The organism is Campylobacter sp. BCW_6873 (assembly GCF_001762365.1).
GTDB classification, from domain to species: domain Bacteria; phylum Campylobacterota; class Campylobacteria; order Campylobacterales; family Campylobacteraceae; genus Campylobacter_D; species Campylobacter_D jejuni.
Window position 1 is genome coordinate 35904 of sequence record NZ_MJWS01000107.1, and the last position, 16420, is coordinate 52323.

At 30.3% G+C, this 16420-nt stretch carries 19 protein-coding genes and 4 tRNA genes; 11 read left to right on the forward strand and 12 right to left on the reverse strand.

The window, feature by feature from the left end:
* Positions 1 to 20 precede the first annotated feature (20 nt).
* Genes AJ932_RS09415 through aroC form a run of 4 tightly spaced genes read left to right on the forward strand, consistent with a single transcriptional unit; the run spans position 21 to position 3183 of the window.
* The gene (locus tag AJ932_RS09415; RefSeq protein WP_044779894.1) at positions 21 to 1007 is read left to right on the forward strand and encodes a hypothetical protein; all 987 of its coding nucleotides are present in this window, start codon (positions 21 to 23) and stop codon (positions 1005 to 1007) included.
* Entirely contained in the window at positions 994 to 1434 is a 441-nt protein-coding gene (gene rnhA, locus AJ932_RS09420) for a ribonuclease HI (protein WP_002851277.1), read from the forward strand. Before AJ932_RS09415 ends, rnhA begins: the two co-directional genes overlap by 14 nt.
* Positions 1421 to 2095, forward strand: coding sequence for a ribonuclease III (gene rnc / locus AJ932_RS09425; protein ID WP_070277977.1), 675 nt, complete (start codon positions 1421 to 1423; stop codon positions 2093 to 2095). The genes rnhA and rnc overlap by 14 nt, the downstream gene beginning before the upstream one ends.
* On the forward strand, positions 2095 to 3183 hold the full coding sequence (aroC, locus tag AJ932_RS09430) for a chorismate synthase (RefSeq protein ID WP_002862274.1): 1089 nt from the start codon (positions 2095 to 2097) through the stop codon (positions 3181 to 3183). Before rnc ends, aroC begins: the two co-directional genes overlap by 1 nt.
* Positions 3184 to 3267: 84 nt before the next feature.
* Here the strand turns inward: aroC and AJ932_RS09435 are convergent, their stop codons facing one another.
* Positions 3268 to 4251 carry an MnmA/TRMU family protein gene (locus tag AJ932_RS09435; protein ID WP_002862273.1) on the reverse strand — a complete coding sequence of 328 codons (984 nt, stop codon included), beginning with the start codon at positions 4249 to 4251 and terminating at the stop codon, positions 3268 to 3270.
* A gap of 94 nt (positions 4252 to 4345) precedes the next feature.
* Between AJ932_RS09435 and AJ932_RS09440 the strand changes: the two genes are divergently transcribed.
* Complete coding sequence (locus tag AJ932_RS09440) at positions 4346 to 4507, forward strand: hypothetical protein (RefSeq protein WP_002778908.1); 162 nt, start codon at positions 4346 to 4348, stop codon at positions 4505 to 4507.
* Between the two features lie 3 nt (positions 4508 to 4510).
* A complete protein-coding gene (locus tag AJ932_RS09445) occupies positions 4511 to 5380 on the forward strand; it encodes a hypothetical protein (protein ID WP_002862272.1) in 870 nt (289 codons plus the stop codon).
* Between the two features lie 12 nt (positions 5381 to 5392).
* Here AJ932_RS09445 and AJ932_RS09450 read toward each other — a convergent pair whose 3' ends face one another.
* The 3 genes from AJ932_RS09450 to exbB are packed head-to-tail and all read right to left on the reverse strand — an operon-like array spanning position 5393 to position 6880.
* Complete coding sequence (locus tag AJ932_RS09450; RefSeq protein ID WP_002862271.1) at positions 5393 to 6076, reverse strand: energy transducer TonB; 684 nt, start codon at positions 6074 to 6076, stop codon at positions 5393 to 5395.
* Positions 6073 to 6462 carry a TonB system transport protein ExbD gene (exbD, locus tag AJ932_RS09455; protein ID WP_002851470.1) on the reverse strand — a complete coding sequence of 130 codons (390 nt, stop codon included), beginning with the start codon at positions 6460 to 6462 and terminating at the stop codon, positions 6073 to 6075. Before exbD ends, AJ932_RS09450 begins: the two co-directional genes overlap by 4 nt.
* A complete protein-coding gene (gene exbB, locus AJ932_RS09460) occupies positions 6455 to 6880 on the reverse strand; it encodes a TonB-system energizer ExbB (protein WP_002862270.1) in 426 nt (141 codons plus the stop codon). Before exbB ends, exbD begins: the two co-directional genes overlap by 8 nt.
* A gap of 158 nt (positions 6881 to 7038) precedes the next feature.
* Between exbB and AJ932_RS09465 the strand changes: the two genes are divergently transcribed.
* The 4 genes from AJ932_RS09465 to AJ932_RS09480 all read left to right on the forward strand — a co-directional run bounded on the left by AJ932_RS09465 (position 7039) and on the right by AJ932_RS09480 (position 11153).
* Complete coding sequence (locus tag AJ932_RS09465; RefSeq protein WP_002881746.1) at positions 7039 to 7782, forward strand: DUF4261 domain-containing protein; 744 nt, start codon at positions 7039 to 7041, stop codon at positions 7780 to 7782.
* A 64-nt stretch (positions 7783 to 7846) separates the two neighbouring features.
* Positions 7847 to 8263 (forward strand): PepSY-like domain-containing protein, encoded by a 417-nt coding sequence (locus tag AJ932_RS09470; protein ID WP_070277975.1) that lies wholly within the window; start codon positions 7847 to 7849, stop codon positions 8261 to 8263.
* A gap of 260 nt (positions 8264 to 8523) precedes the next feature.
* Positions 8524 to 9774, forward strand: a complete 1251-nt coding sequence (locus tag AJ932_RS09475) for an aromatic amino acid transport family protein (protein WP_002862268.1) — start codon at positions 8524 to 8526, stop codon at positions 9772 to 9774.
* A 14-nt stretch (positions 9775 to 9788) separates the two neighbouring features.
* Positions 9789 to 11153 (forward strand): L-serine ammonia-lyase, encoded by a 1365-nt coding sequence (locus AJ932_RS09480; protein WP_002855898.1) that lies wholly within the window; start codon positions 9789 to 9791, stop codon positions 11151 to 11153.
* A 7-nt stretch (positions 11154 to 11160) separates the two neighbouring features.
* Here the strand turns inward: AJ932_RS09480 and AJ932_RS09485 are convergent, their stop codons facing one another.
* The 7 genes from AJ932_RS09485 to AJ932_RS09515 all read right to left on the reverse strand — a co-directional run bounded on the left by AJ932_RS09485 (position 11161) and on the right by AJ932_RS09515 (position 14074).
* Complete coding sequence (locus AJ932_RS09485) at positions 11161 to 11682, reverse strand: hypothetical protein (RefSeq protein ID WP_002862267.1); 522 nt, start codon at positions 11680 to 11682, stop codon at positions 11161 to 11163.
* The gene (gene ribD / locus AJ932_RS09490; RefSeq protein WP_074470060.1) at positions 11663 to 12673 is read right to left on the reverse strand and encodes a bifunctional diaminohydroxyphosphoribosylaminopyrimidine deaminase/5-amino-6-(5-phosphoribosylamino)uracil reductase RibD; all 1011 of its coding nucleotides are present in this window, start codon (positions 12671 to 12673) and stop codon (positions 11663 to 11665) included. Before ribD ends, AJ932_RS09485 begins: the two co-directional genes overlap by 20 nt.
* 202 nt (positions 12674 to 12875) lie before the next feature.
* Positions 12876 to 12963: transfer RNA gene (locus AJ932_RS09495), tRNA-Ser, on the reverse strand.
* A gap of 22 nt (positions 12964 to 12985) precedes the next feature.
* Positions 12986 to 13059, reverse strand: a tRNA-Cys gene (locus AJ932_RS09500).
* A gap of 18 nt (positions 13060 to 13077) precedes the next feature.
* Positions 13078 to 13166, reverse strand: a tRNA-Leu gene (locus AJ932_RS09505).
* Positions 13167 to 13175: 9 nt separating this feature from the next.
* A tRNA-Gly gene (locus tag AJ932_RS09510) sits at positions 13176 to 13250 on the reverse strand.
* 71 nt (positions 13251 to 13321) lie between these two features.
* The gene (locus tag AJ932_RS09515) at positions 13322 to 14074 is read right to left on the reverse strand and encodes a hypothetical protein (protein ID WP_070277971.1); all 753 of its coding nucleotides are present in this window, start codon (positions 14072 to 14074) and stop codon (positions 13322 to 13324) included.
* Positions 14075 to 14146: 72 nt separating this feature from the next.
* Between AJ932_RS09515 and mutY the strand changes: the two genes are divergently transcribed.
* Positions 14147 to 15166, forward strand: coding sequence for an A/G-specific adenine glycosylase (gene mutY / locus AJ932_RS09520; RefSeq protein WP_002868837.1), 1020 nt, complete (start codon positions 14147 to 14149; stop codon positions 15164 to 15166).
* On the opposite strand, the gene AJ932_RS09525 is transcribed toward mutY, so the two are convergent.
* Complete coding sequence (locus tag AJ932_RS09525) at positions 15152 to 16411, reverse strand: MFS transporter (protein ID WP_002851199.1); 1260 nt, start codon at positions 16409 to 16411, stop codon at positions 15152 to 15154. The genes mutY and AJ932_RS09525 overlap by 15 nt on opposite strands.
* Between the last annotated feature and the right edge of the window lie 9 nt (positions 16412 to 16420).

A 16420-nucleotide genomic window follows, 5' to 3' on the forward strand; every position in this document is an offset into this window, starting at 1 on the left:
AAAATTTTTAGAGCGAGACTATGGATTTTTTCTTTGTAGAATACAGAGACCCTTTAGTAGGGCTTATAATTTTAACCATTTTAGTATTTGTTGTAGCTGTTGCAAATTATATTTGGAAAATATTTGCTAACAAAGATGAAGAACAAAAGCTTGAAAAATTTATAAAAAAATTTGAAATGGATAACGCTCATAAAGAGTTGTTAAGAAATAGTAGCTTGAGTTTTGGAAATTTAAGTTTTTTGGCTGAAATTTTTACCAAAAGTGGGGAATTTGAAAAAGCAACTCAAATTTATTTGATTGCTCTTGAAAAATGTAAAGATAAACAAGAAAGAGAATTTATTTTCCTTTCTTTAGCAAAAGTTTATTTTAAAGCAGGATTTTTAGAGCGTGCAAAAGAAGTTTTATTACAAGTTTTAAAACTGCGTCCAAGAAATATACAAGCCTTAAAACTTTTAAAAATTGTTTATTTAAAACTCCGTTCTTATAAAGAAAATTTAGAACTTTTAGAATGTCTTTTTGAGCTTAATGAAGATGTGCAAAAAGAGCATGATTTTATCAAAGCTTTAGAACTTTGTACTTTTAATATCACTGATGAAGAAAAAAAGAAAAAACTTTTAGAATTTAAAATAGAAGATAATCCTATGTTAGGGCGTTTAGTTTTTGAAAAATATCATATGTTTTTAGGGCAAAATTTTTTTGATATTTGTGATTTGCTTTATAGAGAAAATGAAGCGTTTAATTTAGAAAATCAAGATTTTTTAGAATTCTTTTATGCTTTGGGTAAAATTTCAAAGCATGATGATACACATCAGTTTGTTTTTAAAAATTCTAATTTTAAAATGTTAAAAATTTTAAAAGATAATTCTTTTAATGCGGGGTTAGAATTTTCATATCGTTGTTCTGAGTGTAAAAATGTTATGCCTTTATTTTTTTATCACTGTCCTATTTGTTATGAGTTTAATACTTGTACAATTATTTATGAAGTGAAAAACAATGAAACACATTGAAATTTATACAGACGGTTCATGTCTTAATAATCCAGGTTTTGGCGGATGGGCTTATATTTTGCGTTATAAGGAGTATCAAAAGGAAGGTTTTGGAGCTGAGGCTAATACTACTAACAATAGAATGGAGCTAATGGCAATTATTGAATCTTTGAAGGCTTTAAAAGAGCCTTGTGAAATTTCGCTTTTTACAGATTCTAACCTAATGGTTCAAAGTATTAATGAATGGCTAGAAGGATGGATAAAAAAGGATTTTAAAGGTAAAAAAAATATAGATTTATGGAAGGAATATATTAAAGTGGCAAAATCTCATAAGATTAAGGCTTTTTGGGTAAAAGCACATAATGGACATTTGGAAAATGAAAGATGTGATACATTGGCGCGTGAAGCTGCTTTGAAAATTGCAAGGGAAAATGATGAAAAACATTGAAAAACTAGAGCAGAGTTTAACTTATGAATTTAAAGATAAAAGTCTTCTTATACATGCTTTAACCCATAAAAGTTTTAAAAAATCTTACAACAACGAACGCCTGGAATTTTTAGGTGATGCCGTGCTTGATTTAGTTGTGGGTGAATACCTTTTTCATAAATTCGCCAAAGATGCCGAAGGAGATTTATCTAAGCTTAGAGCGGCTTTAGTGAATGAAAAGTCTTTTGCAAAAATTGCAAATAGTTTAAATTTGGGCGATTTTATTTTTATGAGTGTTGCTGAGGAAAACAATGGAGGAAAAGAAAAGCCTTCTATACTTTCAGATGCGTTAGAAGCCATTATAGGTGCTATACATTTAGAAGCTGGGTTTGAGTTTGCAAAAACTATTGCTTTAAGACTTATAGAAAAAAATTTCCCTCAAATTGATGCAAAAATTCTTATAAAAGATTATAAAACAAAATTACAAGAGATTACACAGGGAAAAATCGGACAAACTCCGCAGTATGAAACAGTGCGTGCTTTTGGTCCTGATCATTTAAAGCAATTTGAAATCGCTTTAATGCTTGATGGTAAAGAACTTGCAAGAGCTATTGCGGGAAGCAAAAAAGAAGCACAGCAAATGGCAGCAAAAATTGCACTTGAGAAATTAGGAGCTTTATAGTGAATACCTTTGGTACGAGATTGAAATTTACAAGTTTTGGTGAGTCTCATGGTGTGGCTGTTGGATGTATTATTGATGGAGTGCCTGCTGGAGTTAAATTTGATGAAGAATTTTTACAAAATGAGCTTGATAAACGCAAAGGCGGAAGTAAATTTGCAACACCAAGAAAAGAAAGCGATAAAGCTCAGGTTTTAAGTGGAGTTTTTGAAGGATATACAACGGGTCATCCTATAGCTATAGTAGTTTTTAATGAAAATGCTCATTCTAAGGATTATGATAATTTAAAAGATCTATTTCGTCCTGCTCATGCGGATTTTGCTTATTTTTATAAATATGGCATAAGAGATCATAGGGGTGGAGGTAGATCAAGCGCTAGAGAAAGTGTTGCTAGAGTGGCTGGTGGTGCAGTTGCAGCGATGCTTTTGTGTGAATTTGGCATTTGTGTTCAAAGTGGTGTTTTTGGAATAGGAACTTTTGTATCAAATTTGAAAGAAGAAGAATTTGATTTTGAATTTGCTAAGAAAAGTGAAATTTTTTGCCTTGATCCAAAACTAGAAAGTGACTTTAAAAATGAAATTTTAAATGCTAGAAATTCAAAAGATAGTGTAGGCGCTGCTGTTTTTACAAAAGTTAGTGGTATGCTTGTGGGACTTGGAGAAGTTCTTTATGATAAGTTAGACTCTAAATTAGCTCATGCTTTAATGGGAATTAATGCTGTTAAAGCAGTTGAAATAGGCGAAGGTATTAATGCAAGCAAAATGCGCGGATCGTGTAATAATGATGCTTTAAAAGATGGCAAGTTTTTAAGCAATCATAGTGGAGGAATTTTAGGAGGAATTTCAAATGGAGAAAATCTTATTTTAAAAACTTATTTTAAACCTACTCCTTCTATTTTTGCCAAGCAAGAAAGTATAGATAAATTTGGCAATAATTTGGAATTTGAACTCAAAGGTAGGCATGATCCTTGTGTAGGTGTTAGAGGAAGTGTTGTAGCTAGTGCTATGGTGCGTTTGGTTTTGGCTGATTGTTTGCTTTTGAATGCGAGTGCGAATTTAAACAATTTAAAAAATGCTTATGGATTAAAATAAAAAAGCCCATTTTCATGGGCTTGATTGCAATATTTTGAAAAGATTCAAATACTATATCGCTTGTTTTGCTAAATACTTTATACTTTAACTAATAAAAAATTGATTAATATCAGCCTTATTTTCAAAAGCTATACTTGTATAAGCTTGATTTTTAAATTTAAGTTCATGGCTTTTTCCTACTTCGTGTTTAGTATAGGTAAGGGCTATTTTTAAGGCAAGTTCTAAGTCTTTTTCTGAAATTTTTTCATCTACCAAAGAGTAAGCTCCGATTAAATCTCCAAGTTCTATTACTTCATATTTAGGAGTTTTTAAACCTTTTAAAAGAGTATTTTCAAGTTCATTTCTACCTATGATCATTTTAGCTCCATTGGGTAATCTTAAATGACGACCATATTTTAAAAGTTGTGCGTCATTAACCTGCATATCTTTGTCAAATTCTATGAAATCTCGAATTTTTTTAGCAAAACTATCAAGAGTTAGCAAACAACCTCCACCTGGGCTTTCAAAGTCTTCTAAGCCAAATTTAGCTGCAAGTTCAAGTTGTCTTTTACGACTTCTTCCACTAATACCTTCGAGTTTTTCTCTATCTACCCAACCTTCTCTTTCAGGTTTGGTTAGAGGTAGGTTTTTTGCACACATAGGACGTAAGATTAAATCTTCTTCATCAAGAGCAAGTTTTTTAACCTTTGCCATCGCATCACTTCTTTGACTCATAGGGCGTTGTCCTAAAACTTCTCCTGTGATGATAAAGCTTGCATTTTCTTCTTTTAACATAGCAAGAGCAGTTTTAAACATAAAAGCATGACAATCTATACAAGGATTAAAATGTTTGCCATAGCCATATTGTGGATTAAAAAGCACTTCTTGAAGATAGGAATTTCTTACATCTATCATTTCAAAATCTGCACCTACCATTGCCGCACGCTTTTTCATGATTTCGCTTTTATCACTTGTGCTTCCAAAACCTATGTTGATATTTAGAGCTTTAACTTCTATGCCTTGTGCAGTGATGAGTTTCATTGCAAGCATACTATCAAGCCCACCGCTAAAAAGAGCTAATGCTTTCATTGATTCCTTTCTGAGATTATAAAATTTTTTAAGATTTTGTCGATTATAAAAGGTATAATTTTAACTAAAAAATCTTTAAAATAAGGATTGGAAAATGTTAAAAATAATTTTGGTTTTAAGCATTTTGAGTTCTTTTGCTTTTGCAAATTCTTGTGCTAACTACGAGCAAGAACTTAAAAAGTGTAATTCTTTAAAAAATTCACATGAGAGAAAAATGTGTCGTTTAGGTTTATTTGCAAAATGTAAAAAAGGATAAATAATGAAAATCGATACTTCTACTAGTTTAACTCATTCTTTAACTAATAATGTTGATAAAAAAGAGCTTAGCGTATTAAAAAAAGAAGATCAAGATAAAATTCCCGTGCAAGATCTTTCGAGTTTAAATAGCGATGGTGTTAAGGTTGTTTTTGAAAATAAGCAAGGTGAACTTATAGCTTTAAATTTAAGCGATGAAAATTATAGTAGTTTACAAAAAAATTTCAGTTCTTATACGAATTATGTTGCTAGAAATGATGGTAGTATAAGGCTTAATGGCGAAGCAAACCAATTTGTTTCAAATTGGTTTGAAAGTGTAAAAGATAATTTTGGTTCTTTAAATTCAAATTTAAATAATAAACAACAAAGTGTAAAATTAAATTTTAATACAAGCACCCTTCAACAAAGTATGCAAAATTTAGGCTTTAAAACAAGCGATGAAAAAATATCTGATGATGCAAATATAGAAGAAAAATTAAATTTTTTTATTGATAAAGATGTAAATAAAGATGGTAAAGTTGATGATAGTGATGTTAAAGAGCCTAGCATGAGAGAAATTTTAAGCGACATTAAAGAAGCATCAGGTGGTGGAGCTAATGCTATGAAAACCATAGATCCGCAAAAAATCAATAAAAAAGATGATAAGGAAAATAATATCAAAGAAAAAGAAGACGAAGATTTACTTCAAAAAGCCCAAGAAAAAGGTTTAAGTGCTTTAAGTGCTGATGAGCAGGCAAAGCTTGAGGCTAGCAATCCTGAAGAATTTGAAAAACTGAAGCAAAAATCTTTGCAAGAATTAAGTCAGAATTTAAGTAAAGATTTTCAAAATAAAATTGAAAATCAAGAAACACAAATTGTAGATAAGAGAGTGTAGCAAATTATAATTTTACCCTCTTAAGATTTTAAAATCATATATAATAGGTAGTGTAATTCTTAAATCCCCGTTATAGTGTGGAAAATTTAAAGAAGCTTTTTTTATGCTTTCTAAAGCACTTTTATCTAACAAATCATATCCTGAGCTTTCTATGATTTTTAAATCTGTTAAAGTTTTATTTTCTTTCCATAAAAATTCTACTTTTACAGTTCCTTGCATACGCATTTTTTTTGCTTGCCTTGGATAAAATTGTGCTTGTTGTATAGCTTTTTGGATTTCTTTTAATACAGGGTGATTATCTTTTCCTTGTGTTAATTGGGTGATTTTAGGTTTGACATTTGTATCAGTTGTTTTTGTAAAAGTTTTAACTTCTTGAGTTGGTGCTATTGGGATTTTATTTGGTATTGGATGTGAAGGTGTTTTTTTTATCTTTTTTTGCATTTTTTCAGGAGTTTTTTTAATAACTTTTGGCTGAGGTTTTGGTTTGATAGGTTCTATAATGGATTCTGTTGGTTTAGTCTCATTTGTTGGATTAGTTTGGGTAAACTGTTTTATTGCTAAAGAAAAAGAATCTTCATTTTTAATTTCCATTTTAAAAAAGTCATTTGAGTGAAAAATGACAAAAAGCAAAGGTATAAAGACTATAAAAGTTATATAAGAAGCTTGGTATTTATGATTTAAAAATAAAGTTTTCATTTGTTTTTCTCAGTAAGAATTTGAAAATTTTCATGTTCTTTGGCTTTTAAAAAATCTATAATTTTTACAAAGCTTTCAAATTTAGCATTTTTATCGCTTTTTAGTTCTACTATGGTTTTTTTATCAAGTGAAAAAATAGCATTTTGAACTTCATTTAAATCAGCTAATTTATCATTTAAATAAAAAGTATTTTTTTCGTCTATGGTTATAAGAAGTTTTTTTTCATTATTGCTTATATTGGTAGCATTTTCACTTGAAGGAAGTGAGATTTGAATTTTTCCATGCGCAATAAAGGTTGAAATACTAAGTACTATAGCAAGCAAAACAAGCATAATGTCTATAAATGGAACTATATTTAAACCTTCATTTTTTGGTAGTTTAAGCATTTTTATTTGCCTTATAAGCATTACTTAAGAGGGAAACTTTTCTAAGTAAGGTATTATAAGCCATTAAAGCAGGAATAGCAACCAAAAGTCCTAAGGCTGTAGCTTTAAGAGCTAAAGAAAGTCCCACAACTATAGATTTGACATCTATATTGCCCGTTAAGCCCATTTCGTAAAATGTAACCATGATGCCTATTACAGTGCCTAAAAGTCCTATATAAGGGGCATTGGAATAGATGATATATATAGTGGTTAAATTTTCACTAATCGCATCATCAAATTGCTCTTGATTCTCATAATTTTTAAAGTTAATTTTTCTAAAAAATAGCATTCTTTCTACAACACACCAAAAAGCTATAAATGCCATAATTCCTAGAATTAAAAAGATAATTAAATCGATGTAATCTTTTAGAAATGCCACATTTTTCTCCAAAAATATACTTACTAAATTTTAAAAGATTATACTATATAAAAAATAAATTTATAATTAATATCAATTATCATAATTTTTAAGAAATTCTTGTTTATAGTTTTTATTTTTATTAGGTTATAATTTATAAAAATTTAATAGGGTTTAATATGACTATAGATTTAAATCACAATTTTACCTCTTTTGTTCTTCTTGATGAAGTTGATTTTAATTTTTCGGAGTTAAAAAGCATTTTAGAAGATAAATTTAATATAAAAATAGCTGATGAAAATTTTACCAAAGAGGGAGTGATTTTTTCACATGAAAATATGTTGGTTACTCTAAATTTGATTAAAAATCCTATACCTAATCACGAAGCAGAATACTATGCAAATTTTAATTTTATATGGAAAGATGCCTTAGAGCAAACTAAAAAACATAAAGCTCACCTTCTTATAGCGGTGCTAAGTCAAGATCAAAGCAAATTAGAACAAGCTAAAATGTTTACGAAAATTGCAGCTTTATGTTTGGATAATAAACATGCTTTAGGTTTTTATACAGGTGCAGTTGTTCTAGAGCCCAGTTTTTATATAGAAAATGCAAAAATGTTAGATGATAATCGCTTACCGGTATATAATTGGATATATGTTAGTGTTTATCCTAGTGAAAATGGAGTTAATGCTTATACTTATGGGCTTAGAAATTTTGATAAATTAGAACTTGAAGTTTGTGATTTAAACATAGAAGAAAAAGAACTTTTCTTTTGTATTTATGATATTGTTTTACATATTTTAACTTATGATATTAATCTAAAAGATAAAGATATTTTAAAATTTGAAGATGGAAAAGAAATAAAATTTATAAAAAGTCAAGGTATAAGTGTTGAGAACGAAAGCTTGAAAATTATTTTTTAAGTTTCACATTCACTTCACAGTTTTGAGTTAAACTTTCGCCAACCAAGACAAAAAAGGAGAAACTATGAAAGCAAAATTAACTTTACTTGCTTTGTTGGGTGCTACAGTGCTTTTAGCTAAAGATATGGTTGTTCCTGCTAGCGAACTTCCAAATAATGCCAAAGAATTTATTTCTAAAAATTTTAAAACCGCTCAAATTGGTTTGGTGAAAAAAGATATAGATTCTTATGATGTAATTTTAAATGATGGAACTGAAATTGATTTTATGATCAATGGAGATTGGAAAGAAGTTGATGGAAAATATAAGGCTTTACCACATACTATTTTACCTAGTGTTATGAAAAAAGTAAGCACAACTCAACCAAATGCTCAAATTCTTGAAATAGATAAAGAAATTAATGGTTATAAATTTAAGTTTAATAATAACATGAAAGTTTATACGGATATGCAAGGAAATGTCCTAGGTCAAAAATTAGATTAATTTTTGAAAATTTAACTCCCTTAGAAAATTTGATGCAAAAATTTGGAAGCATAGTCTTCCAAATTTTTTCTTTTTTGATTGCAAAACCCAAAATATATTTAGTTTTAAAATAATACTTTATTGATACAAGTGATTGTTTTTTTATAAAATTAAATTTACAAAATGTTACATAAGATTTAAAATATTTTTTTTAAAAAATAATTATTTATAAATATTTTGCTAAAATAAAAGAGATGTAATCTTAAATTTAAGGAAGAATAATGAATACTCCTAAATGGACTAGTCACGATACAAGGTGGGTTTTATCTCTTTTTGGAACAGCTATTGGAGCCGGTGTACTTTTGTTACCTATTAGTGCTGGGCTTGGTGGATTGATACCTTTGTTAGTTATACTTGTTTTAGCTTTTCCTATGACTTACTTAGCTCATAGAAATTTATGTCGCTTTGTGCTTTCAAGTTCTAATCCAAAAGATGATATTACTTTTGTTGCAGAAAGTTATTTTGGCAAGGGCGGTGGATTTTTAATTACACTTTTGTATTTTTTTGCTATTTTACCTATTTTATTGGTTTATAGTGCTAATCTTACAACAACTTTGCTTGAGTTCTTAATCAATCAGTTTAATTTCAATGCAGATCTTACTCATGCTGCTCGTTGGTGGGTGAGTTTTTTGATTGTTGGAGTTTTGGTTTTGATTTCTATTCTTGGTGAAAATGTTGTAACAAAAGCAATGAGTTTTCTTGTTTTTCCTTTTATTATATTTTTATTTATTTTTTCATTGCTTTTAATTCCACAATGGAATTCATCATTATTTACAAATGTTGATTTTTCCGTAATTTCAACAAGTAATTTTTGGGTTACTTTATGGCTTGTTATTCCTGTGATGGTATTTAGTTTTAATCACTCTCCTATTATTTCTTCACTTGCTTGTTATTGTAAAAAAGAATATGGTGATTATGCTGAACCTCGCGCTAGAAAAATTATTTCTTTGGCAATTATTCTTATGGTTTTTGTTGTAATGTTTTTTGTTTTTTCTTGCGCTTTAACTTTTACACCAGAAGATTTTGCATCAGCAAAAGATCAAAATATCAATATTCTTACCTTTATAGCAAATAAATTTCCTGAAGTTTCTTTGCTGACTTATGTTGGGCCTATTGTTGCACTTGTGGCCATTAGTAAAAGTTTCTTAGGACATTATCTTGGTTCTCAAGAAGGCTTAAACGGTATTTTATATAAAGCAAGTAATGGTAAAATTCAAGGTAAATTCGCTCAAACTTTAACAGCGATCATTACCTTTGTTATCGCTTGGCTTGTTGCGTATAAAAATCCAAGTGTTATAGGAATTATTGAGGCTATTGGTGGTCCTGTTTTGGCTATTTTGCTTTTCTTGATGCCGCTTTATTGTATTTATCGTTTTGATATTTTGGCAAGATTTCGTAATAAATTTTTAGATCTTTTTATTTTGGTAATGGGAATAGTTGCAATTTCTGCTGCAATTCACAATCTTTTATAAATTAAGGATAAAAAATGAGTAATTTAAGCATTTTTAAAATAGGTGTCGGTCCTTCTTCTTCTCATACTTTAGGGCCTATGCTTGCCGGAAATTTATTTTGTAAAAAAGTTGCTAAAAAGCTTGATGAAATTGATAGAGTTGAGGTTACTCTTTATGGTTCTTTGTCATTAACAGGTAAAGGACACTTGAGTGATAAGGCTGTAATTTGGGGGTTAAATGGCCTAGAAGCTAAAAATTTAAGCGCAGCAATACAAGATGAAGTAAATAAAAATGCTATTGAAAATGCTCAAATTGATTTTTGTGGTGAGAAAAAACTTTGTTTTAATTATGAAAAAGATTTGATATTTTCCAAAGATTTTTTACCTTTACATGAGAATGGTATGAAGATTAAAGCTTATGATTGTAAAGGTGGGTTAGTTGATGAAGAAACTTATTATTCTGTAGGTGGAGGCTTTGTTTTAACAGCTGCACAATTAGAAAAAAAAGGTAAAAATTCCAACCAAAATAAAAAGAAAAAACTAGATATAGAGCTTAACAATGCAAAAGAAGCTTTAGAGCTTTGCGATAAAAGAGATTGGGATTTAGCAGAGCTTTCTTATCGTTATGAATTGCAATTTCACACTAAAGAGGAAATTCGTGCTTATTGTCTTGAAATTTGGGAAGTAATGCAAGAAGTGTATTATAATGGTACGCATCCAAATGAAGATTATTTGCCTGGAAAACTTCATTTAAAGCGTAGAGCCAAAGGACTTAAAGAAAGAGTGGCGATGACAGCTGATCCTATGGGCATTATAGATTTTATTTCTTTATATGCTATTGCGATTGCTGAAGAAAATGCTAGCGGAGCAAAAGTTGTAACCGCGCCAACAAATGGAGCATGTGCTGTTATCCCTGCTGTTATGCTTTATCTTAAAAATCATACTATAGGTTTTAGCGATGAAAAGGCTATAGAGTTTTTATTAACAGCAATGCTTATAGGTTCTTTTTATAAGAAAAATGCAAGTATTAGCGGAGCAGAAGCAGGCTGTCAAGCAGAAATTGGTAGTGCTAGTTCGATGGCAGCTGCGGCTATGGCAACAGTTTTAGGGGCTAATGCTTTTAAAGCATGCAACGCTGCTGAAATGGCAATGGAACATCATCTAGGTTTAACTTGCGATCCAGTTGCAGGGCTTGTGCAAATTCCTTGCATAGAAAGAAATGCCTTTGGAGCTATTAAGGCTATAAGTGCTGCTAGAATGGCAATGACACGTAAATCTACTCCTATGGTAAGCCTTGATGAGGTTATAGAAACCATGTATGAAACAGGAAAAGATATGAATTATAAATACAAAGAAACTTCTTTAGGTGGTCTTGCTACAAATTTAAAAACAGTATGCTAAAGTGTTTTTACACTTTAGTGTATTTTTTCATTCTTTGACTTAAAAATTCTTTCATTTCTTCTTTGGAAAAACTTTTAAGAATACGAATTTGCTTAAAAAGCAAGCCAAGATTAATTACTCCCATCACTAAAAGCAATAAGCAAATCATTAAAAAAACAAGATCTATGGCTCCAAATTCATTAATCATAGCCAAACTTGCAAAAAATACACTCGCTAATAATAAAAAAAATAAAAGCAATATTTGTTTTAATTTTGCTTCATTAAAATTATCGCAATTTTGAGTGAAATTTCTAAAAAGTATGATCTTTTTACCCAAATTTGAAACTAAAATTTCATCATTTTCTTTAAATAAGCCTTCTTTTAAACTTTGATAAAAAAAGATTTCATTGTTTAAATTTAAAGCATCTTTATAGCTTGATAAGGTGTAGTCTTTGTAAAAAAAGGATTTTAATTCATTTTTCTTTTCTATTTTAAATAATCTTAAATCATTTCTCGCATAAAAAAATCCACTAAAGTTCATAAATGCCATAAGTATCGCTCCCTAAAAAATTCCTATAAAGTGGCTTGAAATTTAAAGGTATTGTAACATTTTTTTCATCATTTAAACTTGAACTTTGGAAAATCAAAAACATATCTATTTCATCTTTAAAGATTTTGAGAAAATTTTCTCCACCCTCATACATTAAAAATTTAGCTTCACTTGGAATTTGGGTATAAATTTGGCGGTTTGGAACTTTAAATAAAGGGATATTTTTATCAAAATTATCTATATTTTGACGGCTTAAGATACAAAGATTAGGCGCTTTTGCTTTGCAAAGCCTAGCATCTAGTATAGGGTGATCTTTTCTTATGGTTTCTCCACCGACTACAAGCAAATCAATCACCGCTCTAATTTTATGTGTATAAGTGCGACTTAGATCATTGCTTACGATTTTGCCAAGAGGCGAGCCATTCATAGAAAGGGCTAATTTAAAAAGTTTAAATTGCCCTTTTTGCCATTTTAAAAAAGGTTTTAAAAGTTTTTTTCCTTCTTCTTTAAGTATGTCAAATTCAACCTCTATGCCTTGTTTTTTTAAAAATTCAGCCCCACCACTTGCGATTTTATTTTCATCTTTAACGCTGATGAAAATTTTTTTAAAACCTAGCTCGCTAAAGAGTTTTGCGCAAGGAGGCGTTTTTCCTTGATGAGAGCAAGGTTCAAGTGTTACAAAAGCTATACTATCTTTAAATACACCTTGATGGTTTTTGCAAATAAACTCATGTAAAGCGTTTGCTTCTTTAGGCAATGAAATTTCAGGTCTTAAACTTTTAAAAGCATGAGCTATGGCATTAAGTTCTGCATGAGCCAATCCAGCTTTTTCATGAGCTTTTATGGCTAAAATTTTTTCATTTTTATCTAAGATTACACAGCCTACAGCCGGATTCGGATAGGTTAAAAACTGATATTTCCAAGCCTCATTTAAAGCTAAATTCATATAAAATTCTTTCATTTGGCTACCTTGTATTTTAAAATTTGACATATTTTTAAAATTTTATATTTTTGTTTTAAGATAATAAATTCTAAATTTTCCATTTGTATTTCTTATTTTTAGTTATATTAACCATAGTTTTTCTAAGTTTTTTAGGATATAACAAAAATAGTAAGACCGAAATTATTTTTCATCTGTAGCATCCTTTATAATTTTAGGAATGACATAAGCTTGATAAACTAGAAAGTTTTGGTGGCCGGGAGAAAGGGATTCGAACCCCTGGAGGTGTGACCCTCAACGGTTTTCAAGACCGCCGCTTTCGACCACTCAGCCATCTCCCGATAAAGTAAAGTTTTGCCTTTTTGGAGGCGACATCCGGATTCGAACCGGAGATCAAGGCTTTGCAGGCCCATGCCTTACCGCTTGGCTATGTCGCCCTGATAATGTTGAAAAAGTGGTGCCCGAGGCCGGACTTGAACCGGCACGGAAGAAAAATTCCGAGGGATTTTAAGTCCCTTGTGTCTACCAATTCCACCACCCGGGCGGGTGATTATGGAGCGGGAAACGAGATTCGAACTCGCGACCCCAACCTTGGCAAGGTTGTGCTCTACCCCTGAGCTATTCCCGCATAAATTTCTGAAAGAATTGAAGATAAAAGTATAGCAAAATAAACTTAAAAGGAGTTTATTTTGCCTTAAGTTATTTGCAAATAAATAAAGCTTTTGCACTTAAAATTTGTTCTTTTTCGCCGATAATTGGAGATGAAAGTTCTATATTATCAGATTTTGCATTTAGCATTCTAGGTGCGATATTGGCATTGGCATTTACTTGTAAATTTTTCAATACACAAGTTTTATTAAGATCTAAAGAGTAAGTTTTTTCATATTCGTATGATGTTTTTAAAAGCTCTTTGTAGAGATTTTCTTTGTTGTTGTTTAGTGTATCTTTTGAAAATTTTGTTTGTATGGCTGGTGTTGAAACGCTGATGAAATTATTTTTAGCTATGATAGAATTGATGTCATTTAAAAGCTTGTTAAAATCTGCAAGTTGGTTTTCTTTAAATTCACATTCTAAATTCGCATCAAATCTTTGACCTTTTGGAGTTTGTATACCATCTTTATAGGAAAAATTAGGTTCTAAAGAAAAACTTCCTCCGCTACAAAAATTTTCTTTTTTTGAGCGTTCTAAAATTTGATTGAAAGTATTTGTGATTTCGGCTTTTTCACTATCGTCTAATGTGATTTTTGAGCTTAAATTTTCATTTGCCCAAAAATTAATATTTGCATATAAAATATCGGGTTTTAGTGTATTGCTTACTTCTATATTTCTTGAAAAATATAAATCATGATTAGAGTCTTTTTTGCCTAAAAATTCTACATTAAAAACTACTCCTGCAACAAAAAGTAATAAACATAAAAAACCTATACCTAAACCTTTAAAAAAAGCTAACATGGATATCCTTAATAATTTAATTTGAGCTAATTTTAGCAAAAAATTTTAAAATTTTTTGTTATACTCTCATTTATGCAAAAAAAAGAGCTTGAAAAACTACAAGAAAATTTACTTCTTTGGTATGAAAAAAATGGACGCAAAACTTTACCTTGGCGTAATTTACAAAGTCAAAATTGTGATGAAAGTTTAAAGCATATTGATAGAGCTTATGGAGTTTATATCAGCGAAATTATGCTTCAGCAAACTCAAGTTAAATCAGTTTTGGAAAGGTTTTATTTCCCCTTTTTGCAAAAATTTCCTACTTTAGAAAGTTTGGCTAATGCTAATGAAGATGAGCTTTTAAAGGCTTGGCAAGGACTTGGTTATTACACTCGTGCTAGAAATTTAAAAAAGGCAGCTTTAGAATGTGTGGATAAGTTTGAAGCTAAATTACCCAAAGAAGTTGAGGATCTAAAAAAATTAAGCGGTATAGGAGCTTATACAGCAGGTGCTATAGCTTGTTTTGGTTATGATCAAAAGGTTTCTTTTGTTGATGGTAATATACGCCGTGTGCTTTCTCGTCTTTTTGCTTTAGAAAATCCTAGCATGAAAGAACTTGAAAAAAGAGCTAAAGAGCTTTTAAATTTAAATCATGCTTTTGATCATAACCAAGCCTTGCTTGATATAGGGGCTTTGGTTTGTGTGAGTAAAAATGCAAAGTGTGGGATTTGTCCTTTGTATGATTTTTGCCAAGGCAAATTTCATACAGAGCTTTATCCAAGAGCTAAAAAAATACTTTATGAGAGTGTAAATTTAAATCTTTTTTTGTTTGAATTTAATAAAAAATTTGCCATAGGGCAAAGCCAAGATAAGCTTTATAAGGGTATGTATAATTTTCCTTTTTTTAAAGAAGGAGAGTATAAACTTTCTAAAGATATGGGTTTTGTAGGGGAGTTTAAGCACAGCTATACTAAGTATAAACTTAATATCAAGGTTTATCATCAAATTTTAAACAATGAAAATAAAAATTATGAATTTAAAACCTTAAAAGAGTTAGAAAGTACCGCACTTTCGGCACTTTCTTTAAAAGCGTTAAAATTAATTAAGCTCTGATTTTTTAGGCAAACATAAAGTAGCTATAAGCATGATGATTGTAAAAATAGCTATATATATAAAAAAGCCATTTTCTATACCTGCATTTTTAAATTGTAAAGCAACCCAAGGAGCAGATCCTCCAAAAACAGCATTTGAAATAGCATAACCCAAACCTGTCCCTAAAGCTCTTACATGTTCAGGAAAAAGTTTTGCTTTAAAAATCCCAGCAACTGAAGTATAAAAACTTAAAATAACAAACAATAATACCACCAACATAAATGTCAAAGAAGGATTATTTTGTGCGTTATTGGCTATAAGTGAAAAAATAGGATAAATTCCTACCAATGCCAAAATACAAAATACAATTAAAGATCGTTTGTGACCTATTTTATCTCCTATATATCCAAAAAGAGGTTGAATGATCATTAGTATAAATAAAGCACCTAAGAAAAGATTATTAACAAGCATTTTATCCATACCCGTATTTTCCATAAAAGTTTTAGTATAAGTTGTAATGGTGTAAAAAGCTAAAGAACCTCCAGAGGTAACTCCAAGTACCATTAAAAAAGGTTTCCAAGATTTGCATAATGCCTTTAAAGTACCACGATCTTCATGCTGGTGAAGTTTTGTAGCACTTTCATTCATCATTTTTCTTACAAAAAGCGAGCCTAGTGCTAAAATTCCGCCTATTACAAAAAGTATTCTCCAAGCATAATCTTTCATATCATCAATGCTAAAAAATAAAAACATTATACTAATGCTTGCAACGGCCAAAAGTTGACCACCTATTAGGGTTACATACTGAAAAGATGAGTAAAAACCGCGTTTTCCTTCCGTAGCAAGTTCTGAAAGATAAGTAGCTGCTATGCCATACTCCCCGCCTACACTAAGACCTTGAATAAGTCTTGCTATTAAAAGCAAGATAATAGCAAGATCGCCCACTGTATCTTTGCTTGGTAAGGCTGCTATCATAAAAGAGCCTAAAGCCATTAAAACCACTGATATAACCATAGATTTTTTACGACCTACTTTATCAGCTAAAGAGCCAAAAAGCCAAGAGCCTATAGGACGCATAAAAAATCCTGCTGCAAAAACCCCAAAGGCATTGATTTGCTGGATAACAGGATTATCTGAAGTTGAAAAAGTATGAGCAAAATAAGTTGCTGTAAAAGCATAGATATAAAAATCAAACCACTCTACTAAATTTCCGCTACTTGCAGCAATAATAGAGCGAATTTTTTTCGTGCGAGTAAGCTCTTGCATAAACCCTTC